Origin of the sequence: Methylotenera sp. (genome assembly GCF_036401095.1) — a bacterium.
Classification (GTDB): Bacteria; Pseudomonadota; Gammaproteobacteria; order Burkholderiales; family Methylophilaceae; genus Methylotenera.
The window spans coordinates 1-25,266 of sequence record NZ_DASWWA010000001.1 but is presented as its reverse complement, the minus strand read 5'-3'; the positions used below and the strand labels follow the sequence as shown (position 1 = coordinate 25,266).

Below are 25,266 nucleotides of genomic sequence, written 5' to 3'. Positions count from 1 at the left end.
ATTGCTTCACATCACCAGATGCTTATTAGCGGCGATGCCGCTATATATTTTTCGATGCTTAAATCACGAATAAGGAATTATTTTTTAATCTTTTGTGGTCGCTTCCAACCCGTAATCGTCTTTTGCTCTTTTGCACGGCAGAAGGTAAGAGCATCTGCCGGTGCATCTCTGGTAATTGTAGAGCCGGCTGCAATGGTTGCGTTTTTGCCTATGGTAATAGGCGCTACCAATTGTGAATCAGAGCCAATAAAAGCACCGTCTTCAATCACCGTTCTAAATTTATTGGCGCCATCATAATTACAGGTAATGGTGCCTGCGCCTATGTTCACCGCCTTACCGACAGTACTATCACCCACATAGCTCAAATGGTTGATCTTACTGCCTACGTCAACCTGTGCATTTTTCAGCTCTACAAAGTTACCAACGTGCGTTTCGGCAGCAAGGGTAGTGCCAGGACGTAAACGCGCAAACGGGCCTATCTTGCTGTTTTCGCCCACGGTGGTGTCATCAATATGTGTAAACGCGGCAATCTGCGTGCCCGCGGCAATTACTGCATTCTTAATCACGCAGTTCGCCCCAATTTTCACGCGGTCGCCTAGCGTCACCTTACCTTCAAATACACAGTTCACGTCAATCTCTACATCGCGATCACAATGCAAATCACCACGTACATCAAGACGTGCCGGGTCTTTTAAGGTTACGCCTTGTTGTAATAATGTTTGTGCGATTCTTGCCTGATGCACGCGTTCAATTTGTGCCAAATCTGTTTTGGCATTGATACCGGTTACAGACCACTCATCAGCTGTAATTTCGGCTACTACACTCACTTTATCTTGCACTGCTAACGCCACAATATCGGTTAAGTAATATTCGCCTTGTGCATTATTGTTGGTGATTCTTGATAGCCAGCTTTTAAGATATACATTTGGCATTGCCATAATGCCGGTATTTACCTCAACAATCGCACGCTGCTCTGCAGTCGCATCCTTATGTTCGACAATGGCATGAACCGCACCGTTAACATCGCGCACTATACGTCCATAGCCGCTAGGGTCAGCTTTATTAAACGATAGAATCGCCAGCTTGCTATCTGCCTGTGCAATCAACTTGCGACATACGTCCACATCAACTAGCGGCACATCGCCTAGCAATATTAGCGTATCTGCGTCCGCTTCTAAATAGGGGAGAGCCTGCTGCACAGCGTGACCAGTGCCGTGCTGTTCTGCCTGATTGACCCAGGTAATTTCTTCGTGACTAAAAGCATCTTTTACCCGTTCCCCACCAAAACCATAGACCACGATAATCTTATTGGGCATTAATGCTTTAGCGCAATTAATCACATGCGCCAGAATTGGTTGCGCACCAACCACATGTAAGACTTTAGGTAAATCAGAATGCATACGAGTACCTTTACCCGCTGCCAATATCACGATATTTAATTTGTTCATGTGTTATTTAGGTCTGTTTCTATGAGCACTGATTTATTTGCACTGCTTCTATTCGGAAAGTATAACAAAAAAGGCAACCGAGGTTGCCTTTTTGCTTTTACACCATCTTCAACGCGATTAATGCGTTTTCTTGCGTAAGCGCTCGATAGTTTGAATCTGTGCCACGGCCTCAGACAATTCTGCCTGTGCTGTTGCATAGTCAATATCTGAAGATCTGTTTTTAAGTGCTTCTTCAGCAGCTTCTTTTGCAGCAATCGCTTTAGCTTCATCCAAGTCGTGGCCACGTACTGCTGTGTCAGCCAATACAGTCACCACACCAGGTTGCACTTCTAACAGGCCACCTGAGATAAAGATTAACGTTTCTTCAGCTTCGTTCGTTTGCTTAATACGCAAAGCGCCAGGCTTGATGGTAGTGATCATTGGTGCATGGTTAGGGTAGATACCTACTTCACCAGCACTTGCAGGAGCAACTACAAACTCAGCTTCACCTGAGAATATACTTGCCTCTGCACTAACTACATCAATATGAACAGTATTTGCCATTATTTTTCCTTAAAGCGTTTAACTAATTAACCAAGCAAAACTTAGTTAAGTGTTTTAGCTTTCTCAACAGCCTCTTCAATACCGCCAACCATGTAGAAAGCTTGCTCTGGCAAGTGATCGTATTCACCAGCAACAATCGCTTTAAAGCCTTTGATTGTTTCTTTTAGTGGTACGTATTTACCTGGCGCGCCTGTAAACACTTCAGCAACGTGGAATGGTTGTGATAAGAAACGTTGGATTTTACGTGCACGACCAACAGCCAATTTATCTTCTGGTGACAACTCATCCATACCCAAAATCGCAATAATGTCACGTAATTCTTTGTAACGTTGCAATGTTTGTTGTACTGAACGTGCAACTTGGTAGTGCTCTTCACCAACCACTAATGGGTCTAATTGACGTGAGGTTGAATCCAATGGGTCTACCGCTGGGTAGATACCTAAAGAAGCAATGTCACGTGACAACACAACAGTTGAGTCCAAATGTTGGAACGTAGTTGCTGGTGATGGGTCAGTCAAGTCATCCGCTGGTACGTAAACCGCTTGGATAGAAGTAATAGAACCTGTTTTAGTTGAAGTAATACGCTCTTGTAAACGGCCCATTTCATCAGCTAGGGTAGGTTGGTAACCTACAGCTGAAGGCATACGGCCTAACAACGCAGATACTTCAGTACCGGCCAATGTGTAACGGTAAATGTTGTCAACGAAGAACAACACATCACGGCCTTCGTCACGGAATTTCTCAGCCATAGTCAAACCTGACAAAGCTACGCGTAAACGGTTGCCTGGTGGTTCGTTCATTTGACCGAATACCATCGCTACTTTTGATTCTTTCATGTCGTCTAGTTTAATAACGCCAGCTTCAGCCATTTCATGGTAGAAGTCGTTACCTTCACGAGTACGCTCACCCACACCTGCAAACACTGATAAACCTGAGTGTTGTTTAGCGATGTTGTTGATCAACTCCAACATGTTAACTGTTTTACCTACACCAGCACCACCGAACAGACCAACTTTACCACCCTTAGCGAATGGGCAAACCAGGTCAATCACCTTGATACCTGTTTCTAACAGGTCAACTGATGGAGATAATTCTTCAAAGCTAGGTGCTTTTTGGTGAATAGAACGGCGCTCGTCTGAATCGATAGGGCCAGCCTCATCGATTGGGCGACCTAACACGTCCATAATACGACCTAAAGTACCTGTACCTACTGGCACTTGAATTTGTGCGCCAGTTGATTTAAACGCAGTACCACGTGCAAGACCATCAGATGAGCCCATGGCAATAGTACGCACAATGCCGTCACCTAGTTGTTGTTGCACTTCCAATGTCAAACCAGCTTCCGCTTGGCTTGATGCGTCATCAATAATCAACGCTTCAAATACTTTTGGCATTTGATCACGTGGAAACTCAACGTCAACCACCGCGCCAATACATTGCACTACTTTACCAATATTTGCTGTACTCATCTTTTTTCCTCGACTCAAACGTACTGTTAGTCAGATATTACTTTAATTAAATTCTTTGCTTGTTTATGCAACCGCTGCTGCACCACCAACGATCTCCGAGATCTCTTTGGTAATCGCGGCTTGACGTGCTTTGTTGTAAACCAGTTTCAATTCGCCAATCACGTTTTTCGCATTATCAGACGCTGACTTCATCGCCACCATACGTGATGATTGCTCAGATGCCATATTCTCAGACACTGCGTTGTAAACTAATGACTCGATGTAACGTACCATCAACTGGTCAATCACTGGTTTAGCTTCAGGCTCGTAGATGTAATCCCAATGACCTTTAGCCGCACCGATTTCAAGCGCACTTTTAACAACAGCACTAGCACTCAACGCTTCAGATTTCTCTGTGGTTGGATGTGTACCCAAGCGCTCAGCCGTCAATGGAAGCAATTGCTCAATCACTGGCTCTTGCTTCATAGTGTTGATGAACTTGGTGTAGCAAATATGCAACTGATCAATTTCACCAGCGGTGTAAGCGTCTAGCATTACCTTAATCGTACCGATGAGTTTATCCAAATGTGGCACATCACCTAAACCGGTAATGTGAGATTTCACATTGGCACCAACGCGGTTCATAAAGGTGTAGCCTTTATTACCAATCGCGCTCACAGACAATTTCTTGCCTTCTGATTCCCAAGTTTTCATTTGGTTAACAGTTAAACGCAACACGTTAGTATTTAAACCACCGCACAGACCTTTGTCTGAGCTCACAACGATAATGCCAACATTCTTAACATTGTCACGCTTTAACAGGAAAGGGTGCTTATATTCAGAATGCGCCAATGAAAGGTGAGCTGCAACATTGCGAATTTTCTCAGCGTATGGACGTGATGCACGCATTCTGTCCTGCGCTTTACGCATTTTAGAAGCGGCAACCATCTCCATCGCTTTTGTGATCTTGCGTGTATTTTCTACACTCTTGATCTTGGTTCTAATTTCTTTACTACCAGCCATTTTAGTGTCCTAATAGTTAGATATTAGTAAGCAGTCGTCGCTTTAAAGTCTTGAATTGCTGCATCAAGTGCTTTTTCGTTATCGCCGCTTAAGTCTTTGCTTGATTCAATCGCGTCAGCTAATGCTTTGTATTTAGAAGCGATGAAGCCGTGCAGTTTGCCTTCGAATGCTAGTACTTTGTTAGTAGCTACGTCATCAAAGTAACCTTTGTTTGCTGCAAACAAGGTGATTGCCATGTTTGAAACGCTCAATGGTGCGTATTGCGCTTGTTTCATCAACTCAGTAAACATACGACCGCGGTCTAGTTGTTTACGTGTAGCTTCGTCCAAATCAGAAGCGAACTGCGCAAACGCAGCCAATTCACGGTATTGCGCTAATGCTAGACGCACACCGCCGCCCAATTTCTTAATTACTTTAGTTTGTGCAGCACCACCTACGCGAGATACTGAAATACCAGCGTTGATCGCAGGACGGATACCAGCGTTGAACAAGTCAGTTTCCAAGAAGATCTGACCATCAGTAATAGAAATCACGTTAGTTGGAACGAATGCAGAAACGTCACCAGCAGCTGTTTCAATCACTGGCAATGCAGTCAATGAACCAGTTTTGCCTTTAACAGCGCCGTTAGTGAATTTCTCTACATACTCTTCGTTTACACGAGCTGCGCGCTCTAACAAACGTGAGTGGATGTAGAACACGTCACCTGGGTAAGCTTCACGGCCTGGTGGACGGCGTAATAGCAATGAAATTTGACGGTAAGCAATCGCTTGTTTAGTCAAGTCATCATAAACGATCAATGCATCTTCACCGCGGTCACGGAAGTATTCGCCCATAGTACAACCAGCGTATGGAGCTAAGAATTGCAATGCTGCTGAGTCAGAAGCTGAAGCTGCAACTACGATGGTGTATGCCATCGCGCCGTTTTCTTCTAGTTTACGTACCACGTTAGCGATAGTAGAAGCCTTTTGGCCAATCGCAACGTAGATACAGGTCATGTTTTGACCTTTTTGGTTGATGATCGCATCAACCGCAACTGCTGTTTTACCTGTTTGACGGTCACCAATGATCAACTCACGTTGACCACGGCCTACTGGCACCATAGAGTCAACTGATTTCAAACCAGTTTGTACTGGTTGTGACACTGATTTACGTGCAATCACGCCAGGAGCCACTTTTTCAATTTTGTCAGTTAGTTTAGCGTTAACTGGACCTTTACCATCGATAGGCTGACCCAATGCGTTCACTACGCGGCCAACTAATTCTGGACCTACTGGCACTTCCAAGATACGACCTGTACATTTACATGTGTCGCCTTCAGTAATGTGCTCGTAATCACCTAAAACCACTGCACCCACTGAGTCACGCTCTAAGTTAAGCGCAAGGCCAAATGTGTTGCCTGGGAATTCGATCATCTCGCCGGCCATCACGTTTGAAAGACCGTGAATACGAACGATACCGTCAGTTACTGAAATAACAGTACCTTGAGTACGCGCTTCAGCACTGGTAGAAAAATTTTCTAATCTGCTTTTAATCAGTTCACTGATTTCTGATGTAGATAACTGCATGTAAACTCCTAATAGTTTCTTTGCCTAAAGTTAGGCCATTGCCTGCGTCTTATGCCGTAAGCGTATAGGCTAAATTTTGTAACTGACCTTTGACGGATGCGTCGATCACGGTATCGCCAACAACAATTTTGATGCCACCAATGAGTTCTGGGTCAACAGAAACACTAGCCTCAATCTTTTTACCAAACTTAGCTTCTAAGCGTTTTACCAGGTCTTTAACCTCTGCCGCACTCGGTTTAGCTGCTGCGATGATCTCAGCGTCCAACGTACCTTCATCTTGTGCTTTTAACGCCTCAAATGCGCTTGAAATTTCTGGCAAAATGGATAAACGACCATACTCAACTAAAACTTTGACAAGATTTTGTCCGTTTTCATTAAGTTGATCGCCACACACTTTCAAGAAAGTTGCTTGCAAATCACTGCTAACAACTTTAGGGTCTTGAATATAGGCTTTAATTTGTGCGTCATTTGTAACGGCAGCGGCAAAACCCAACATCTCAGACCATTTGCCAAGTGCCTTTTGCTCACGACCCAATTTATAAGCCGCTACTGCATAAGGTCTTGCGATGGTTGATATTTCAGCCATGTGATTTCCTTTATCCCTTAGCCTTAAAGTTCTGCAGCTAGTTTAGATAGCATTTCGCTATGAGCATTTGCGTCGATTTCTTTACGCAAAATCTTTTCAGCGCCGGCGATAGCCAATGCTGACACTTGCGCACGCAAACCTTCTTTAGCACGGTTTACTTCTTGATCGATTTCAGCTTTAGCACCAGCTAAAATACGGTCGCCTTCAACCTTAGCATTGCCTTTAGCTTCTTCAACGATTTGTGAACCGCGTTTTTCAGCTTGCGCAATAATCTCGCTTGCCTTTTGTTTTGCTTCAGCCAATGTCACTTCTGACTTTTTAGCTGCAACTTCTAAAGCACTGCGGCCTTCTTGCGCTGCTGCCAAACCATCAGCAATTTCTTTTTGGCGCGTTTCAATCGCTTTTAATAGCGGCGGCCAAACGAATTTCACTGTGAACCAAATCAACACAGCGAATGCGATAGCTTGTGCGATAAGTGTAAAGTTAATGTTCATTTTTGATCCATTTTGTTAATCATAAAAGCACTAGTCATTAAACTGATGTTAATGACTAGTTAGCTTAATTTTGCTAATTACTGAGCAACTACGCTTAATAATGGGTTAGCAAATGCAAACATCATTGCAAGACCAACACCGATAATGAATGAAGCGTCAATCAAACCTAATAGCAAGAATACTTTACCTTGCAAAGCTGGGATCATTTCTGGTTGACGAGCAGCGCCTTCCAAGAAACTTGCACACATAATACCAATACCGATACAAGCACCAGCAGCGCCCAAACCAATAATTAAACCAATACCAACGCCTGTGTAGGCTTGAATCAATGCTAATGCATCCATGTTATTACCCTCTCTAAAATTAAACTTACAACCAACTACAAAAAATAAAACTACTTAAATACCAAACAAAACTTAACTAGTGACCTTCATGTGCCATGGCTAAATAAACAACCGTTAACATCATGAAAATAAACGCTTGTAACGCAACAATCAGAATGTGGAAGATAGACCAGCCAGCACCCAGAATTGCACCTGCGATAGTGCCGGTTAAGCCTGTAGCAGCCCACATACCTAGCAACAAGAAGATAACCTCACCAGCATACATATTGCCGAACAAACGTAGTGAGTGTGAAAGTGGTTTTGATACGTATTCAATCAAATTGAACATAAAGTTAGCTGGCCATACCCAGATTTTGGTACCGAATGGTGCACAGAACAGCTCGTGAATCCAACCACTAAGGCCTTTAACTTTGATTGCAAAGAAAATCATTAAAATCCACACAGATAAAGCCAAAGCAAAGGTGGTGTTAATGTCAGATGTAGGTACTGCACGCCACTTAGCATGCTCACCACCAAAGAATGAAACGATACCAGCCACCCAGTCAACCGGTAAAAAGTCCATGGAGTTCATTGCAAACACCCACAAAAACACGGTTAGCGCGGTAGGTGCGATGAAGCTGTGACGATTTCCGTGGAAAATATTTTTAACTTGGTCATCAATGAAACCAAACACCAGCTCAACAAAAGCTTGTGTTTTTGTTGGCACGCCAGCAGTCGCCTTACGCGCCACCAACCAGATCAAACCCATCACAATCAAACCCAGTGCTACTGACATCACAAACGTATCTACGTGTAATGTCCAGAAACCTGCACCTTCGTTTAATGGTTGCGCATTAAAACTTAAGTGATGCTCGATATAAGCTGAAGGGGTGAGTGCGTGTTGTGCGTTATCTGCGTGTTCTGTAGCCATAATCTAATATTTTTCTAACTGACGTTTGTTTAAATTACACGTTTAACTTACTGAGGGCTGCACCTGAAAACAATGCGGCAGCCGCCAAACCAGCAATCAGTGCAAACGGCACCAATTGTTTATAAAAACTAAATACGATAACCAAAATTACAATTATCATTAAAATCTTAACGGCTTCTGCTTTGAGCAGGTTAATCAATATTGCTGAAGCATCCGTTTTATTTGCTCCACGCTTGGCAACCAAACTTGCCACATACGCACCAAGCACCACACTTAAACCACCAAATATGGCTGAAATTGCAGCGGGCACACCTGAAGCAAAATACATAACTACCGCCACAGCCAATGTAGCAACTAGCTGAATTTTAAGCATTTTACTAAAAACATCTGATGTATTTAATGCTGACAATGACTTAAATCCAGTTAATTTAAAAGCTTATTTAACGCCTGATCATGCACGGCTTTACGTACCTATTTTTGCCACGCAAAGACCATGAAGTAGCAAAGACCGCGATTTTGAATTATTAGCGGTTTTTAGTCAATAGCTAAGTTGTAAGTAAATGAAACACTTAGCGTGCAATTCTGCTGATAATATCGTCTAACTGATCTAAATTTGTGTAGTTGATTTTCAACACGCCGGCACCATTCGCATTTGCCTTAATGCTCACACTGGCACCGAGCTTATCACTTAAGGTTTCCTGCAGCCTGATTACATCCTGATCCTCTTTCACCACCGGTGCTGGTTTTGCAGCTGCGGTTGCGGGTTGCTCAGCCAGCTTTTTAACCAACACCTCCGCTTCACGCACTGACAAGCGCTGATGCACAATCTGCTCAGCCAACATTACTTGCTGCGCGCCTTCCAGCCCAACCAGCGCACGTGCGTGCCCCATATCCAACTTACCATGCATCAGCATTTCTTGTACCGCATCGGTCAAGGTGAGCAAGCGTAGTAGGTTAGACACAGCTACACGAGAGCGTCCAACGGATTCTGCGGCTTTTTCATGCGTCATGGAAAATTCATCAATCAAACGCTTGATGCCTTGCGCTTCTTCGAGCGGGTTCAGATTTTCGCGCTGAATATTTTCAATCAGCGCCATGGCCAATGCTGACTCGTCCGCTATTTCACGCACCAGTACCGGCACTTCGAGTAAGCCTGCACGTTGACTGGCGCGCCAGCGGCGCTCACCGGCAATAATCTCATACTGCTCATCCGCCAGTTGGCGCACCAGAATAGGCTGCATAATGCCTTGTGCTTTAATTGAGTCAGCTAGCGTCTTCAGCGCAGCTTCATCCATATAACTTCTTGGCTGATATTTACCAGGGCGCAACTGCTCAACTTTTAGCATCATGAGCGAATCTGCCTCGCCAACACTCCCCATATCCCCAGCGAGTAGGGCATCAAGGCCACGCCCTAAACCTTTTAACTTAACCATATCTGCTTCTCTTTTAACTTATATTTTTTGGACAAAGCCTAAAACCCGCTTTAGACACTTTCTCTATTGGTAATTTCTTGCGCCAGCTCCATGTATGCCACCGCACCTTTAGAGCTTTTATCGTAATTCAATACCGGTACGCCATAACTTGGCGCCTCGGCTAAACGAATGTTGCGCGGAATCACAGTCTTGTAGACCTTATCGCCAAAGTGGCTAATTAATTGTGCAGAAACCTGCTGAGCTAACATATTGCGGTTATCAAACAGCGTACGTAGCAAACCTTCAATTTCTAAAGTTGGGTTTAAATGCGCGCGCACTTTTTTGATGGTATTCACCAAATCAGACAAACCCTCCAGCGCGTAATATTCACACTGCATAGGAATCATCACCGCATTAGCAGCAGTGAGCGCATTTACTGTGACCAAATTGAGGGCAGGGGGGCAATCTAGCAACACGAAGTCATAACTATCACCCAATTTTGCAATTGCTGCTTTGAGGCGATTCTCACGGGCCAACTCGTTTACCAGCTCAACTTCAGCACCAGCCAACTCTCGATTTGATGGCGCAATATCAAATCCGCCTTTTTCGCTGGTTACCACAACTTCTTTTAATGTTTTTTCACCAATCAGCACATGATAGATACTTAACTTCAGATGCGCTTTATCTATCCCGCTGCCAGTACTTGCATTTCCTTGTGGGTCCAAATCTATCAACAACACACGCTTACCCAAGCTAGCCAGACTTGCTGCCAAATTGACGCAAGTTGTAGTTTTACCTACACCACCTTTTTGATTTGTGATTGCCAATATTTTCATTATATTTTTCTTTGCATTTTTAATGATTACACGTGTACCTGATGTGGCACTCAAAACTGCTCAGTTACCCAATTACTTATTTTGCTTTAACACCACTAAATGACGCTCAGCATCTAAACCCGCTACTTTCAAGGGGCGAATTTCTGTAGGCTGAATACTGCTCTTTTTAAACTCATGCTCAGGTATAACACCTTTCATCGCTAGCCATGAGCCACCATCCACTAGCAAATGTTTGGTCAGCTTGATAAACAGCGCGATTTCTGAAAAAGCACGGGAGATGATGACATCAAACATTTCAGGCATCTCTTTGCTTGGTACCGCTTGCTCCTCAATACGCCCATGAATGACAGTAAAGTTTGTCAAACCTAGCTCAGCTTTTACCTGGCGCATGAAGCTCACTTTTTTCTGCACCGCATCAATCGCAGTTACCTGTAGCCCTGGCAAGCAAATCGCCAGCGGTATGCTCGGCAGGCCGGCACCTGCACCAACATCAAGTAAGCGTTTACATTCAATATGTGCCAACACAGATAAGCTATCTAATATATGCAGCGTTACCATTTCTATAGGTTCGCGTACCGCGGTCAGGTTATGCACCTGATTCCATTTGTAGATTAACGCAACGTAATCGAGTAGCTTTTTCTTTTGCTCAGGAAGCAGGGTGATTCCCATCTCATCTAAACCACTCTCCAGTTTCGCCTGCAACTGGGCACGATCGTCCTGCTTGAGATTTTTTGGCATAGCGGCCGTCATGCTACATTGCCCATATCAGTGTTGGTATTATCTAAGCTCTTTGCACGTGATTTACGTTTTAAGTAAACCAACAATAGGGAAATTGCCGCAGGTGTAATGCCAGAAATACGACTAGCCTGACCTATGGTCTCTGGCTTATGCGCATTTAATTTTTGCTGAGCTTCTATCGGCAGACCATGAATTTCTCGATAATCTAAATCTTTAGGCAACAAAGTATTTTCTTGCCCTCGGCTACGTGCCACTTCTTCTATCTGACGATCGATATAGCCTTGGTATTTGGCGGCAATTTCCACCTGCTCACGCACGGCTGGCTCTAGTTCGCCCAAATCCAAACCATCCAAGCTAAGCACGGCATCGTAACTTACTTCTGGACGGCGCAATAATTCAAACAAACTATATTCATGCTCTAGCGGCTTACCAAACACTGTTTGCATAACTTCCGCACTCAAGTTGGCAGGCTGTACAAAGGTTTTTTTCAAACGTTCCTGCTCACGCTCAATCGCCTCTTTTTTGCGGCTAAATGCTTCCCAGCGTACATCATCCACCAAGCCAAGCTTTCTTCCAATCTCGGTCAAACGCATATCTGCATTATCTTCGCGCAGCTGTAAGCGGTATTCTGCACGGCTAGTGAACATACGGTAGGGCTCACTTACGCCACGTGTAATTAAATCATCCACCAACACACCCAAGTAGGCTTCATCACGTGCGGGGCACCATGCCTCTTTACCTTGCGCATACAATGCTGCATTGGCACCAGCCAGCAAACCTTGTGCCGCAGCTTCTTCGTATCCGGTTGTACCGTTAATCTGCCCGGCAAAGAACAAGCCTTGCACTGCTTTTGTCTCTAAACTTGACTTCAAGCCGCGCGGGTCATAATAATCATATTCAATTGCATAACCTGGGCGCAGGATATGCGCATTCTCTAAACCGCGCACTGAGCGCACTAAGGCAAGCTGAATATCAAAAGGCAAACTGGTTGAAATACCATTCGGGTAAATTTCATTTGTTGCCAAACCTTCAGGTTCTAGGAAAATTTGATGCGACTCTTTATCAGCAAAGCGGTGAATTTTATCTTCCACGCTAGGGCAGTAGCGTGGGCCCACACCTTCAATCACGCCGGTATACATTGGTGAACGATCTAAACCGCTTCTAATGATATCGTGTGTACGCTCATTGGTATGGGTAATCCAGCAGGGTAGTTGTGCAGGGTGCTGTGCAGCATTACCTAAAAATGAAAATACTGGCACCGGGTTATCACCTGGCTGCTCAGTCATCACAGAATAATCAATGGTGCGGCCATCAATACGCGGTGGCGTACCGGTTTTCAATCGGCCTGCAGGCAAACCGATTTCTCGCAAACGTACTGCCAGCGAAACAGAAGGTGGATCACCAGCGCGACCGGCTTGATAATTTTGCAAGCCCACGTGTACCAAGCCACCCAAGAACGTACCGGCAGTTAACACCACAGATTTTGCAGCAAAACGCAGACCAATCTGCGTCACCACGCCAGCAGCGCGCTCACCTTCCAAAATAATGTCATCTACCGCCTGCTGGAATAACCAAAGGTTTTCTTGGTTTTCCAGCCTATATCGAATCGCCGCTTTATATAAAACACGGTCCGCTTGTGCACGCGTTGCGCGTACAGCAGGGCCTTTACTTGAGTTTAATATGCGAAACTGGATACCACCTTCATCGGTAGCGGCCGCCATTGCGCCACCCAATGCATCAATCTCTTTAACTAAATGCCCCTTACCAATACCACCAATACTCGGATTACAAGACATTTGGCCTAGGGTTTCAATATTATGTGTGAGCAATAAGGTTTTTTGGCCCATTCTTGCACTCGCAAGCGCCGCCTCAGTACCGGCATGACCACCGCCGACCACAATCACATCAAAAATATCAGGAAAATTCATATTTTAATCACAAAAAAACGTTATTACTCAAGAGGTAGCAGTTTAACTTAAACTCAAGTTTAGGTCATGCATAACGCTACTTATAATCAATGTTTCACGTGAAACAATCAAAATTTACCGCACAGTCATAATTTCTTCACAAAATAGCAATAAAATTCATATTAATCGATATCATGCAAGCTATAATTGGTTTAGAATTAAGGCATATTATAACAATCACAATCAATATACTTTTTTAACAAGATTTGGTTTTATTGGTTTATTACTAAGGAGTCGCACGTGAAACACACCCATATCATTTTGGCCACGTTACTAGGTTTTGCTTCACTTACAGCCCATGCTGCGCAAGCAAATGTTACTAACGCCGAAGCGTTAACAAAAAAATACATCGGCATTGCTCAAACGGTTAATCCAGAGTTTGTATCTTCTGTAACAGAAGGTAAGATGTTCTTTAACCGCAAGATCAAAATGCCTAACGGCAAAGAAATGGCCTGTGCTTCATGCCATACGACTAACCCAGCTAACCCAGGTAAACATGCACTAACTGGCAAATCAATCGAGCCACTTTCACCTGCAGTTAACAACAAACGCTTTAAAGATATTGAAAAAGTTGAAGAGAAATTCACTGAACACTGCAATGAAATTATCGGCGCAGATTGTACAGCAGCTGAAAAAGCTAACTACATCATCTATCTATTAACTGAAAGAACACCTTCAGCTAAAAAATAATTAGCTACCGTTAATTTAAAAGCAGAGCTTCTTACGAAACTCTGCTTTTTTTACGCCCACATACATCTATAGCGCCAAATAAATCTACAACAAAACAACAAAATAATTTGTTACCGCTCAATTACCACAGCCTCACCAGCAACAGCAACAGCAACAGCAACAGCAACAGCAACAGTCAATTCTAACAACACATCAAACTAGGCCAGGCAAATCAACAAATCTCGTCATCGCCGTTCCGCATCCACTATTAAATAAGCACATACAACGCTACTCACCTACAAATTACAGAGTTACCCTCAACACAATACATAACAAACTTTACTTGCTAACAACAAATAATCACCACTTTATATAAGGCTTTCTATGTAGCATGCAGGCATATTGTTATGTTTCACGTGAAACAATTCACCTTTTTACCAACTACACCCACAAGCATCACTCATTGGTATTGACTTGCACACTCATGCGCGCCTATAGTACATATAGCAATTGGCGTAGAAACTAAGATTAGACCGACAAATAATACTAAGGAGAATTTTATGGCTGGGAAATTTGAATTAAAAACGGCAAAAAGTGGTCAATTTCACTTTAATTTATTGGCAGGTAACGGCCAAATTATCTTGCAGTCTGAAATGTATGAGACTAAAGCCAGCGCACTAAATGGCATCGCCTCAATTCAAAAAAATGCAGCTGATGACGCCCGCTATGAGCGCTTAGTTTCAAAAACTGATAAGCCATACTTTGTACTTAAGGCTGGCAATCATCAAGTGATTGGCCAGAGCCAGCTATATGAAAGCGAAGCTTCACGTGACAATGGCATTGAATCTGTGAAGAAAAATGGTCCAGAAGCAATTATTACAGACCTGACAGCTTAGAATTAAAAAAATAGCGCCATCTAGGCGCTATTTTTTATCCAACAATCTTAACTGTATATGTTTAATTTGACAGCATATGGCAACTTAGCGCTTGCCTTAAGTGAATCTTAATTTATTTACCAATACAGAATTTAGAGAAAATTTCACCCAACAAATCATCAGGTGAAAACTCCCCAGTAATGGTACTTAAAGCCTCTTGCGCCAAACGCAACTCCTCTGCCACCAATTCTGCAGATTTAATCTGGCTCGCGGCCAATTCTAAATGCTCAGCAACCTCAGTCAATGCAGATATATGCCTGGTGCGCGCCATAAAAACCCCCTCAGCATTATTCTGGTAGCCAGCTAATTTCAGTAGGTGATTTTTTAGCAGATCAATCCCTACACCGGTTTTTGCAGAAATATAAATATGCGTAGCTTGGTCTTTTTCTTCAATCAAAGCTGGTTCTTGCGTCACATCAATTTTATTATGCACCCAAATTTTAGGGATTTCTTGCGGCAACCTAGTTAAAATCAATTTTTCCGTCTCGGTAATACCATGAGCTGCATCCACCAATAATAATGCGATATTGGCCGTTTCTGTGGCTCGCCAAGTTCGCGCAATGCCAAATTTTTCTACTTCATCGTCAGTTTCACGCAGGCCGGCGGTGTCTATCACATGTAAAGGCACACCATTAATTTGTATCGCATTTTTAATAGTGTCACGTGTCGTTCCTGCAATTGAGGTGACAATAGCAACTTCTTCTCCAGCCAGTTGGTTCATCAAACTAGATTTACCAACATTAGGCTGACCAACCAATACGACATTAATACCTTCTCGTAATAAGCTGCCTTGCTTGGCTTTTGCAAACACCGACCGCATCTCAGCAATAATCGCGTCTAATTTATCCGCAACTCGACCTTGAGTAATGAAGTCAATTTCTTCTTCAGGAAAATCCAAACACGCTTCTACATACATGCGTAAATCAATTAATTTTGAGAGTAGGGTATTAATACGCTCCGAAAACTCACCAGACAATGAGCGTACCGCACTTTTAGCGGCCTCTATGGTGGCAGCATTTATGACATCAGCAACCGCCTCTGCCTGCGCTAAATCCATCTTATCATTGAGATAAGCACGCCGCGTAAACTCACCCGGCTCAGCTTGGCGTGCACCAAGTGCAATACATCTAGCTAGCAATATTTGCATTAGCGCTGTACCGCCATGGCCTTGCAACTCAAGCACGTCTTCGCCGGTATAGGAGTGTGGATTAGGGTAAAAAATGGCGATGCCGCGATCGATTAAATCGCCATCGGCCTGCTGAAAATCGAGATAAGCTGCGTGACGCGGTTTGGGACAATGCCCGAGCACACTGACCGCAATAGCTTGAGATAAAGGGCCTGATACCCTTACTACGCCAATACCGCCAGCGCCACTTGCGGTGGCGATGGCGGCAATGGTATCTGAGGAGTTAGTGATGTTCACCTGATTTTTTTACGTGGCTTTGTTTTTTCGCAACGGTTTCTGCGTGAATCATTTTATTAACATACCATTGCTGTGCAATAGAAAGTACGTTATTAACCAACCAATACAAGACCAAACCTGCAGGGAAGAAGAAGAAGAAAACGCTAAATACCACAGGCATCCAAGTCATTACCTTAGCTTGCATAGGGTCTGTAGGCTTAGGATTAAGTTTAGTCTGCACAATCATGGTAGCGCCCATGAGTATCGGCAAAATATAGAATGGGTCAATTGCTGACAAATCCTGAATCCAGCCGAAGAACGGTGCATGACGCAACTCGATAGAACCCAACAGCACCCAATAAAGTGCAATAAAAACAGGAACTTGAATCAAAATAGGGAAGCAGCCACCCATAGGGTTGATCTTCTCTTTTTTGTAGAGATCCATCATTGCTATCTGCATTTTTTGGCGGTCATCGCCGAATTTTTCTTTCATAGACTGTAAACGTGGCGCCAACTCACGCATTTGCGCCATACTGCGATAACCAGAAGCAGAAAGTTTAAAGAATGCAGCTTTAATCAAGATAGTGAGCAAGATAATTGCTACACCCCAGTTTTGTACCAAAGAGTGAATTTTTGATAATAACCAGAATAATGGCGATGCAATCACTGTTAACCAGCCGTAGTCAACGCTATATTCCAAGCCTGGTGCCGCTGCAATCAAGTCAGCCTTGGTTTGTGGGCCAGAGTAGAGACGGGCAGGCACAGCAAGAGTAGCGCCAGGCTGAATAGTAGTTAATGTACTTTTAGTACCAATTCTATAAATATTACTGCTTAGCTTTTCTGTATAAAACTTACGTGCTAAGCCATCTTTAGGAATCCAGGCGCTTACAAAATAGTGCTGCAGAATACCAACCCAGCCATCGCTGGAAGTGATATTTAATGGCTCTTTCGCCATGTCTTTAAATGCAAGCTTTTTAAATTTGCTTGCTTCTGTATAGTATGTACCGCCGGTAAAGGTTGGCATTAAGGCAGAGCCTTGATTAGACTCGCTATCATGCACGATTTGATAATAAACAACTGGTGTAATAGCAGCGCTTGTATCGTTTTTAATTTCGTAATTAACGTCAATTTCGTAGCGATTACGATGGAAAGTGTATACCTTATTGACTGTCACGCCGTTGCTAACCGCACTTAAGCGCACTTCAAGCTTATCTTGACCATCTTGCATCAGGTAGCTTGGTGCAGTGCTGGTGAATAGCGTATTGTGGGTAGGTAAGTCTTGGCCGATTAAACCAGTTTGCGCTACATAAAGCATAGGCTTAGCTGCGTCATCTAACAACAAGTAATTAGATTGGCTATTATTTGCACGGTGTTTACGTAGTTCTAATTTACGTAAATCGCCCCCCACGGTGCTGATGTTAATTTTATATAAATCAGTGGTGACAGCAATGTTTTGGCCTGATTTCAGTGCATACCCAGTGTCAACCGGGGTATCAATGGCACCTGCAGCACCTACATCTGCGCTAGGAACTGAGCCTACAGTAGCAACTGGCGCTACGGCAGCTGGAGCATGTTTAGTTTGCCATGCATCCCATAACATCAAAATAGACATCGAAAAAATTACGAATAATACTAAACGTCTTGTATCCATATTGTTTTATAAGCAATCTATATAAATATTAGTAATGCAACTTAAAAGAGGGTATTAAGGTACCGGATCATGCCCACCCTCACACCAGGGGTGACAGCGACACAATCGGTGGACCATGTAATAAGTACCGCGCGCAGCACCATGCTTTTGAATTGCCTCTACTGCATATTGTGAGCAAGTAGGGTAAAAGCGGCATTGCTGTCCCAAAAAAGGACTCAAAATTAATTGATATCCCTTAATTAACCAAATCAATAAACGCGACATTGCCGTTATCACAAAAAAATCATGCGCACAGTGTAGCTATCATCATGCATTATAAAGGCTGATTACCTTTTAATGGTGAAGCATTGCTGTTGTTTTGCTGTGAATTTAATGAGGTACGTAGATTAATCTTACTCAGCAAAGAATCAAACTCTTGCACTACAGATAAAAAGTCTTTTTTATTGAATTTTTTCTGCACGCGCACCACCAAATCTAGAGGGTTAATGCTATGTTGATGCAGGCGAAAAAACTCGCGCAACACACGCCGCATGTAGTTTCTGTGTACTGACGACTTCGCCGTCTTTTTGCCAACCACTAAACCTAGGCGAGCGTGACCTAAACTATTAGGTTGATAGTGCACTGCTAAATACTGTGCAAAAATACGTTTGCGGAAATTAAAAACGGATGAAAATTCATCCGTTTTAATAAGCTTAGCTTTTTTCGTAAACCTAAGCGTGCGCACTATATTAAGTTTTTACTGTAATTAAACTGACACATACAGCGAAAGTAACGCCAATGGCGTTACTAACTTATAGACCTAAGCGTGAACGACCTTTAGCGCGACGAGCAGCAATAACAGCGCGACCACCTTTAGTTTTCATACGAACTAAAAAGCCATGTGTACGTGCGCGACGTGTTTTAGAAGGTTGATATGTACGTTTCATGTGAATCTCCGACGAGCAAAATGCTACAAAGGGCGCTATTAGACCCGATAACACAGTGTTTTGTCAACGTTTATTTACTTTTATTAATCAAGCTAACTTTTTAATTATTATCAGTTTTAATTTATAAAAATTTTATTCGTTAATTTTGAAAATGGCTGTGGATAAGTTGTGATAAACCAGCTAAAATGCAGTGGATAGATTAGCGTTTAGTTGTACGCAATTTTACCAAAAAATAAAATAAAAACAATAAGTTAATCATTCATACAATCGTTGTTATTTCAATACGTTAGTTAAAAATAACTGTACAAACTAAGGTATATCACTACAGATGGAAAATTTTTGGCCTGCTTGTCTTTCTAAATTTCAGAAAGAACTTTCAGCACAACAATTCAATACTTGGATCAAACCGCTGCATACCGAAGTTAACGGTGATGCTGTGCGCATCTTTGCGCCTAACCGCTTTGTGATGCAATGGGTTAAAGATCGATTTCTGAAAAAAATTGAACAATTTGCGGAAGAGCTCAAGCCTAATATTCAAATTGAATTAGTACTCGGCGATGCCGCGACCAAAGCCAACGCTGATGAGCCAGTTAAAAAACCTGTTGCTAAAGTAGCTACTGAAAATAAAATAGCAGTGAATGAAATTAAGTCAGAGAGTATCAAGCAAAATTTAAGTGAAGTATTAGCCAAGACTAAAAAAACCACAGGCACTGCTAATAAAAACGTAGATACTTCAAATTTAAACCCTACATTCAATTTTAATAATTATGTAACAGGTCGCGCTAACCAATTAGCACGCGCGGCAGCGATACAAGTAGCTGAGAATCCAGGCAGCGCTTATAACCCATTATTTATCTATGGTGGTGTAGGTTTAGGTAAAACCCACTTACTACAGGCAATCGGTAACGAATTAAGACTACATAACCCAGATGCAAAAATTCGATACTTGCATGCTGAGCGCTATGTATCTGATGTAGTTAAAGCCTATGAACATAAAGCGTTTGATGAGTTTAAACGCCAATACCACTCTCTTGATTTATTGCTAATCGACGATATTCAGTTTTTTGCTAAAAAAACACGCACACAAGAAGAATTTTTCTATGCGTTTAACTCACTAATTGAAGCAAAAAAACAAATTGTTATTACTTGCGATACTTACCCTAAAGAAATTGCCGACGTAGATGAACGTTTAAGAACACGCTTTAGCTGGGGTTTAACCGTTGCAGTTGAGCCGCCAGAACTAGAAATGCGCGTAGCGATTTTGCTTAAAAAGGCAGAGGCAGTAAATCTTAACCTGCCTGAGGATGTTGCATTTTTTATCGCTAAGCAAATTAGATCTAGCGTACGCGAATTGGAAGGTGCCTTAAACCGCATTATTGCGATGTCTAAGTTCACGGGCCACGCCATTGACGTACATCTCGCTAAAGACGCACTACGTGACTTAATAGCGGTACGTGGCCGCCAAGTGACGATGGAAAACATCCAGAAGACAGTTGCTGACTACTACAAGATTAAAGTAGCAGAGATGTATAGCAAAAAAAGAACACGTAATTTTGCACGTCCCAGACAAATTGCCATGGCATTATCACGTGAGTTGACTAACCATAGCTTCCCTGAAATTGGAGAGGCATTTGGTGGCAGACATCACACTACAGTAATGCATGCATGTGATGAGATTGATTTATTAAGACAAAATGACGCAACAATTGCCAGAGATATAGGGTTTTTAGTACAGGTAATTAGAGATTAAACAGTAAGAATCAGCTAAATTTTCTTCAATGGGGTTAAGGATAAGTTGTGGATAAAATTAGCAAAAGGTTGTGATTAAGAAATTTTGGAAATTTAATCAACAATTGACCCACAGTAGATTATGTTTTTACCAAGATAAAAAAAATTGTTGCAAGCTATTGAAAATATTAAACAAAAAGTAGTTATGCACAAAAAAATGCAACATTATTATTGTTATTATTTTATATATATATTATTTAGGTTATAGAGATGAATATACAAATCAACCGTGAAACGTTATTAAAACCGTTAACTTCAGTTACAAGCATTGTAGAAAAAAGACATACGCTACCTATTTTGTCTAACTTATTACTTGAAACTAAACAAAACAAAATTCACCTCACGGCAACTGATTTAGAAATGCAAATTTCATTATCTGTGGACAGCGCAACTACTAATGATTTTTCAACTACCATTTCAGCTAAAAAATTATTAGATATTTGCAGATCATTACCTGATAACTCTGATATCAATATGGCGACTAATGACAGTCGTATTACAGTTAAAGCAGGTAAGAGCCGTTTTAATCTACAAACATTACCTGCTGCTGACTATCCGGTCATGACTAAAACGCAGTCACAAGGTACGGTAATTACTATTCCGCAAAGACAGTTAAAAGAATTACTGAAACAAGTAGAATTTGCGATGGCGCAACAAGACATTCGTTATTACTTAAATGGCTTGTTAGTTGAGGTGGTTGCTAACCGTTTAAATATTGTAGGTACTGATGGCCATCGGTTGAGTTTCACATCAACAGAATTAAAAGAAAACTATGAAAAACAAGATGTTATCTTGCCTCGTAAGACAGTAATTGAGTTGATTAAACTGTTAGATGATAGTGAAGAAGATGTGAATGTAGAGATTGCTAATAACCAAGTTAACTTTAGTTTTGGTAATATTAGACTGATTTCTAAAGTAATTGATGGCAAGTTTCCAGATTACAACCGAGTAATCCCTACAGGTCATCAAAATACATTTACCACTGAACGTTTAGGTGTACTGTTAGCAATGCAACGCGCATCTATTTTATCGAATGAAAAATATCGCGGTATTCGCATGGTATTAAGTAATAATAATTTGAAATTAATTAGTACAAACAGCGATCAGGAAGAAGCTGAAGAAGAATTAGAAATCGCTTACGGTAGTGATACGCTGGATATTGGCTTTAATGTCACCTATCTCATTGATGTACTTAACAATACCAATAGCGAACAAGTAACTTTCTCATTTGCTGATGCAAATAGTAGCTGCTTGATTACCTTGCCGAATAACCCAGATTACAAATATGTTGTGATGCCAATGCGCATCTAACCAGTGTTTCACGTGAAACAAAGCTTTAGTATTTTTATATCCAAAAAAATATTAAATTTAAAGATAACTTTAAAGTAAAGAAAATAAGTATGAGTGAAAACAACGCAATATCACCAGATTACGATTCATCCAGTATTAAAATATTGGAGGGCTTAGATGCTGTACGTAAGCGCCCGGGTATGTATATCGGTGATACATCAGATGGTTCAGGCTTGCACCATATGGTGTTTGAGGTGCTGGATAATGCTATTGATGAAGCATTAGCTGGTCATTGCGATGATATTAAAGTGATTATTCATCCAGATAACTCGGTAAGTGTTGCTGATAATGGCCGTGGTATTCCTACAGATATTAAATATGACGACATCAAAGCAGTAAAACGTTCAGCTGCTGAAATTGTGATGACGGAACTCCATGCAGGCGGTAAGTTTGACCAAAACTCTTACAAAGTGTCTGGTGGTTTGCATGGCGTTGGCGTATCTGTGGTTAATGCGTTGTCAGATTGGCTAAAACTAAAAATTTACCGCAACGGTAAAGTACATCAAATGGAGTTCCGTCGCGGCGAGGCGGTTGCACCTCTTGCTGAAACAGGCGTAACGGATAAAAAGGGCACAGAAGTACACTTTTTAGCTTCAGTAGAAACCTTTATGTTGGTTGAATACCATTTTGAAATTTTAGCTAAGCGTATTCGTGAGCTGTCATTCTTGAATAATGGCGTAAAAATTGAATTGATTGACCAACGCACAGGCAAAAGTGAAAACTTTGCTTATTCCGGCGGCATCAAAGGCTTTGTGGAGTATATGAACCGCAGTAAAACGGTGCTACATCCTAAAACGTTTTATGCATCAGGCGAAAAAGATGGCATGACCATTGAAGTTGCGATGCAATGGAACGATTCATACAGTGAAACCGTGCAATGTTTTACCAATAATATTCCACAGCGCGATGGCGGCACTCACTTAACAGGCCTACGCACAGCAATGACTCGTACTTTAAACCAGTATATTGAACAAAGTGAACTGGCTAAAAAGGCAAAAGTAGAAACAACCGGCGATGATATGCGCGAAGGGATTACCTGCGTACTATCAGTAAAAGTACCTGACCCTAAATTTTCATCTCAAACCAAAGATAAACTGGTCTCTAGTGAAGTGCAGCCAGTGGTGTCTGAGGTTGTTGCGGCAAAATTGGCTGAGTTTTTACAAGAAAACCCAGCTGATGCCAAAATTATCTGCGGCAAAGTCGTAGAAGCAGCACGTGCTAGGGAAGCAGCACGTAAAGCCCGTGAGATTACTCGCCGCAAAGGGGTAATGGATACTATGGGTCTGCCTGGTAAGTTGGCAGATTGCCAAGAAAAAGACCCGGCACTTTGTGAAATTTACCTAGTCGAGGGTGACTCTGCGGGTGGTTCTGCCAAACAAGGGCGTGATCGTAAAAATCAGGCGATTTTGCCGCTAAAAGGTAAAATTTTGAACGTAGAAAAGGCACGTTTTGATAAGCTACTAGGTTCACAAGAGATTGCAACGCTGATTACAGCGCTGGGCACCAGCATTGGAAAAGCGGATTTTAGTGCTGAAAAATTGCGTTATCACCGTATTATTATCATGACCGATGCTGACGTTGATGGTGCACATATTCGTACACTGTTACTCACATTCTTCTACCGTCAAATGACAGAGCTAGTGGAGCGTGGCCATATTTACATTGCGCAACCTCCGCTCTACAAAGTAAAACAGGGTAGGGATGAACGTTACCTCAAAGATGAGCAGGAGTTAGATATTTACCTACTGCAATCTGCGCTGAAAAATGCCGAGTTAGACACAAAAACCAATGCTGGCACCTTAAAAGACGAGGCTTTATCTGAAATTGCCAAGCAAGTTGTTCTGACAGAAGCGGTAATTCGCCGTATTGCCTCACTGTATGACGAGAGCGTCCTACGTGCGATTCAGGATGCAGGTGCAATTGATTTAAGTACAGAAGCTAGTGCAAATGCGATCGCTGAAAAATTACGCCCTATCTTAGGCGCAGTTGGAAGTGAAGTAATTGTCGCATTTGACGCAGAAACTAACGCTTACCGCTTGGAAATTAACAAATACGTACACGGCAACCTACAATGCTGCGTGATTAATGCTGAGTTTTTAAACAGTGGTGATTACAGACAATTGCTAAAAACCTCAAATATGCTCAACGGTTTAGTGGGTGTAGGGGCCATCGTTAAACGTAACGAAAAAGAGCAAACCGTATCTACGTTCAAACAGGCATTGGATTGGCTGCAGGGTGAAGCGAAAAATACACTGAATATTCAACGCTATAAAGGTCTTGGCGAAATGAACCCAGAGCAGTTATGGGAAACCACCATGGATCCGAAAGTGCGTCGTTTACTCAAAGTACAAATTGATGATGCGATTGCCGCAGACGAGATATTCACAACCCTGATGGGCGATAATGTTGAACCTAGACGCGCATTTATTGAAAATAATGCGCTAGGAGTGGGTAATTTAGATGTTTAAGTTTGTAGGTTCTCACTGATTTCTAGATTTTTCTCAAAAGTCTAGATTTTGCTGGTAATAGTTTTATTTCATATTGAAGACGCGGAAAGTTTATATAGTCTTTCATCATAAAAAGAAAAGCCCGTAAGGGCTTTTCTTAAATCTATACAAAAAAACTCTTAAGCTTTAGCAGGTTTTTTCTAGTATTTTCTAGATTTACCAGTACGTAGAGTATGTTTCCCCTAATCTTTTAATTATAAATTCACCATTAATGCCAGCAAGTACGGCATCTACTACCTTGGCAGTCATTGAGCGAGTCACTACAGCTTTGTCACTAGGCAACTAACCAACATCTACCATCGGGAGTTTTTGATGGTCACAAAGAGAGTTGCATCTTTTTGATCAATTAAATAATCATTTGTATCCAATCTTCATCTATGTTCGCTTCAGCGGTTTGATGGAAAGCCTGCAGATACCTTGGAAAAGTAAATAGGAAGTGATAGATTGGCTTGTCATTATGAACAATTCGATTGATAATGAGAACAAACGTTCTTTTTAATGATAGTTATACCTAAATATAGGATATTCCACATGACTGATTTCAATAAAGTGCATGAATCTGATATTGAAAAACTGGGACAGTTAAGAGACTACTTTTCTAGCTATCGCTCGTTGCCAAGTTACAGCTACATGCAAACGCTGTTAAACGTGAAATCAAAAAATACGGTTGCCCAATTGGTAGCTCGCTTGAAATTGATGGGGTTTCTGGAGATTGCCCCGGACA

The 25,266-nt window shown here is 42.1% G+C and carries 24 protein-coding genes and 1 pseudogene; 6 read left to right on the top strand and 19 right to left on the bottom strand.

Annotated elements, in window-relative coordinates; translation table 11 throughout:
• Positions 1-77: 77 nt before the first annotated feature.
• The 14 genes from glmU to mnmG form a co-directional block, all read right to left on the bottom strand.
• On the bottom strand, positions 78-1,448 hold the full coding sequence (gene glmU, locus VGD82_RS00125; protein WP_331018452.1) for a bifunctional UDP-N-acetylglucosamine diphosphorylase/glucosamine-1-phosphate N-acetyltransferase GlmU: 1,371 nt from the start codon (positions 1,446-1,448) through the stop codon (positions 78-80).
• Positions 1,449-1,565: 117 nt separating this feature from the next.
• A complete protein-coding gene (locus tag VGD82_RS00120) occupies positions 1,566-1,991 on the bottom strand; it encodes a F0F1 ATP synthase subunit epsilon (RefSeq protein ID WP_331018451.1) in 426 nt (141 codons plus the stop codon).
• Positions 1,992-2,032: 41 nt separating this feature from the next.
• A complete protein-coding gene (atpD, locus tag VGD82_RS00115) occupies positions 2,033-3,460 on the bottom strand; it encodes a F0F1 ATP synthase subunit beta (protein ID WP_331018450.1) in 1,428 nt (475 codons plus the stop codon).
• Positions 3,461-3,523: 63 nt separating this feature from the next.
• The gene (gene atpG, locus VGD82_RS00110) at positions 3,524-4,462 is read right to left on the bottom strand and encodes a F0F1 ATP synthase subunit gamma (RefSeq protein WP_135276548.1); all 939 of its coding nucleotides are present in this window, start codon (positions 4,460-4,462) and stop codon (positions 3,524-3,526) included.
• Positions 4,463-4,485: 23 nt separating this feature from the next.
• Positions 4,486-6,027 (bottom strand): F0F1 ATP synthase subunit alpha, encoded by a 1,542-nt coding sequence (gene atpA / locus VGD82_RS00105; protein ID WP_331018449.1) that lies wholly within the window; start codon positions 6,025-6,027, stop codon positions 4,486-4,488.
• 49 nt (positions 6,028-6,076) lie between these two features.
• Positions 6,077-6,613: a F0F1 ATP synthase subunit delta gene (locus tag VGD82_RS00100; protein ID WP_015833269.1), complete on the bottom strand. Its 537-nt coding sequence runs from the start codon at positions 6,611-6,613 to the stop codon at positions 6,077-6,079.
• A 23-nt stretch (positions 6,614-6,636) separates the two neighbouring features.
• Positions 6,637-7,107, bottom strand: a complete 471-nt coding sequence (locus VGD82_RS00095; RefSeq protein ID WP_015833270.1) for a F0F1 ATP synthase subunit B — start codon at positions 7,105-7,107, stop codon at positions 6,637-6,639.
• Between the two features lie 77 nt (positions 7,108-7,184).
• Complete coding sequence (gene atpE, locus VGD82_RS00090) at positions 7,185-7,451, bottom strand: F0F1 ATP synthase subunit C (protein WP_015833271.1); 267 nt, start codon at positions 7,449-7,451, stop codon at positions 7,185-7,187.
• 76 nt (positions 7,452-7,527) lie between these two features.
• Positions 7,528-8,361 (bottom strand): F0F1 ATP synthase subunit A, encoded by an 834-nt coding sequence (gene atpB, locus VGD82_RS00085; RefSeq protein WP_331018448.1) that lies wholly within the window; start codon positions 8,359-8,361, stop codon positions 7,528-7,530.
• Positions 8,362-8,395: 34 nt separating this feature from the next.
• Positions 8,396-8,734: an ATP synthase subunit I gene (locus VGD82_RS00080; RefSeq protein ID WP_331018447.1), complete on the bottom strand. Its 339-nt coding sequence runs from the start codon at positions 8,732-8,734 to the stop codon at positions 8,396-8,398.
• A 196-nt stretch (positions 8,735-8,930) separates the two neighbouring features.
• Positions 8,931-9,794 carry a ParB/RepB/Spo0J family partition protein gene (locus VGD82_RS00075; protein ID WP_331018446.1) on the bottom strand — a complete coding sequence of 288 codons (864 nt, stop codon included), beginning with the start codon at positions 9,792-9,794 and terminating at the stop codon, positions 8,931-8,933.
• A gap of 50 nt (positions 9,795-9,844) precedes the next feature.
• A complete protein-coding gene (locus VGD82_RS00070; protein ID WP_331018445.1) occupies positions 9,845-10,609 on the bottom strand; it encodes an AAA family ATPase in 765 nt (254 codons plus the stop codon).
• 72 nt (positions 10,610-10,681) lie between these two features.
• Positions 10,682-11,359 carry a 16S rRNA (guanine(527)-N(7))-methyltransferase RsmG gene (gene rsmG / locus VGD82_RS00065; RefSeq protein WP_331018444.1) on the bottom strand — a complete coding sequence of 226 codons (678 nt, stop codon included), beginning with the start codon at positions 11,357-11,359 and terminating at the stop codon, positions 10,682-10,684.
• Positions 11,356-13,275 (bottom strand): tRNA uridine-5-carboxymethylaminomethyl(34) synthesis enzyme MnmG, encoded by a 1,920-nt coding sequence (mnmG, locus tag VGD82_RS00060; protein WP_331018443.1) that lies wholly within the window; start codon positions 13,273-13,275, stop codon positions 11,356-11,358. Before mnmG ends, rsmG begins: the two co-directional genes overlap by 4 nt.
• 279 nt (positions 13,276-13,554) lie before the next feature.
• On the opposite strand from mnmG, the gene VGD82_RS00055 reads away from it, so the two are divergent.
• Together VGD82_RS00055 and VGD82_RS00050 are read left to right on the top strand one after the other, a co-directional pair.
• On the top strand, positions 13,555-14,004 hold the full coding sequence (locus VGD82_RS00055; RefSeq protein ID WP_209308729.1) for a DUF1924 domain-containing protein: 450 nt from the start codon (positions 13,555-13,557) through the stop codon (positions 14,002-14,004).
• A 539-nt stretch (positions 14,005-14,543) separates the two neighbouring features.
• Complete coding sequence (locus VGD82_RS00050) at positions 14,544-14,879, top strand: YegP family protein (RefSeq protein ID WP_331018442.1); 336 nt, start codon at positions 14,544-14,546, stop codon at positions 14,877-14,879.
• A gap of 112 nt (positions 14,880-14,991) precedes the next feature.
• Here VGD82_RS00050 and mnmE read toward each other — a convergent pair whose 3' ends face one another.
• From mnmE to rpmH, 5 genes are all read right to left on the bottom strand, one after another.
• Positions 14,992-16,341, bottom strand: coding sequence for a tRNA uridine-5-carboxymethylaminomethyl(34) synthesis GTPase MnmE (gene mnmE / locus VGD82_RS00045; protein ID WP_331018441.1), 1,350 nt, complete (start codon positions 16,339-16,341; stop codon positions 14,992-14,994).
• Positions 16,328-17,971, bottom strand: a complete 1,644-nt coding sequence (yidC, locus tag VGD82_RS00040) for a membrane protein insertase YidC (RefSeq protein WP_331018440.1) — start codon at positions 17,969-17,971, stop codon at positions 16,328-16,330. Before yidC ends, mnmE begins: the two co-directional genes overlap by 14 nt.
• A 54-nt stretch (positions 17,972-18,025) precedes the next feature.
• Complete coding sequence (gene yidD, locus VGD82_RS00035; protein ID WP_331018439.1) at positions 18,026-18,235, bottom strand: membrane protein insertion efficiency factor YidD; 210 nt, start codon at positions 18,233-18,235, stop codon at positions 18,026-18,028.
• A 49-nt stretch (positions 18,236-18,284) separates the two neighbouring features.
• Complete coding sequence (gene rnpA / locus VGD82_RS00030) at positions 18,285-18,695, bottom strand: ribonuclease P protein component (protein ID WP_331018438.1); 411 nt, start codon at positions 18,693-18,695, stop codon at positions 18,285-18,287.
• A gap of 67 nt (positions 18,696-18,762) precedes the next feature.
• Positions 18,763-18,897 carry a 50S ribosomal protein L34 gene (gene rpmH / locus VGD82_RS00025; RefSeq protein WP_015833284.1) on the bottom strand — a complete coding sequence of 45 codons (135 nt, stop codon included), beginning with the start codon at positions 18,895-18,897 and terminating at the stop codon, positions 18,763-18,765.
• A 328-nt stretch (positions 18,898-19,225) separates the two neighbouring features.
• Between rpmH and dnaA the strand changes: the two genes are divergently transcribed.
• The 4 genes and pseudogenes from dnaA to VGD82_RS00005 all read left to right on the top strand — a co-directional run.
• On the top strand, positions 19,226-20,647 hold the full coding sequence (gene dnaA, locus VGD82_RS00020; RefSeq protein ID WP_331018437.1) for a chromosomal replication initiator protein DnaA: 1,422 nt from the start codon (positions 19,226-19,228) through the stop codon (positions 20,645-20,647).
• A 248-nt stretch (positions 20,648-20,895) separates the two neighbouring features.
• The gene (gene dnaN, locus VGD82_RS00015; protein WP_135276535.1) at positions 20,896-21,996 is read left to right on the top strand and encodes a DNA polymerase III subunit beta; all 1,101 of its coding nucleotides are present in this window, start codon (positions 20,896-20,898) and stop codon (positions 21,994-21,996) included.
• An 89-nt stretch (positions 21,997-22,085) separates the two neighbouring features.
• On the top strand, positions 22,086-24,503 hold the full coding sequence (gene gyrB, locus VGD82_RS00010; protein ID WP_331018436.1) for a DNA topoisomerase (ATP-hydrolyzing) subunit B: 2,418 nt from the start codon (positions 22,086-22,088) through the stop codon (positions 24,501-24,503).
• A gap of 570 nt (positions 24,504-25,073) precedes the next feature.
• Positions 25,074-25,266: pseudogene (locus tag VGD82_RS00005) on the top strand (LexA family transcriptional regulator); the annotation flags it as partial.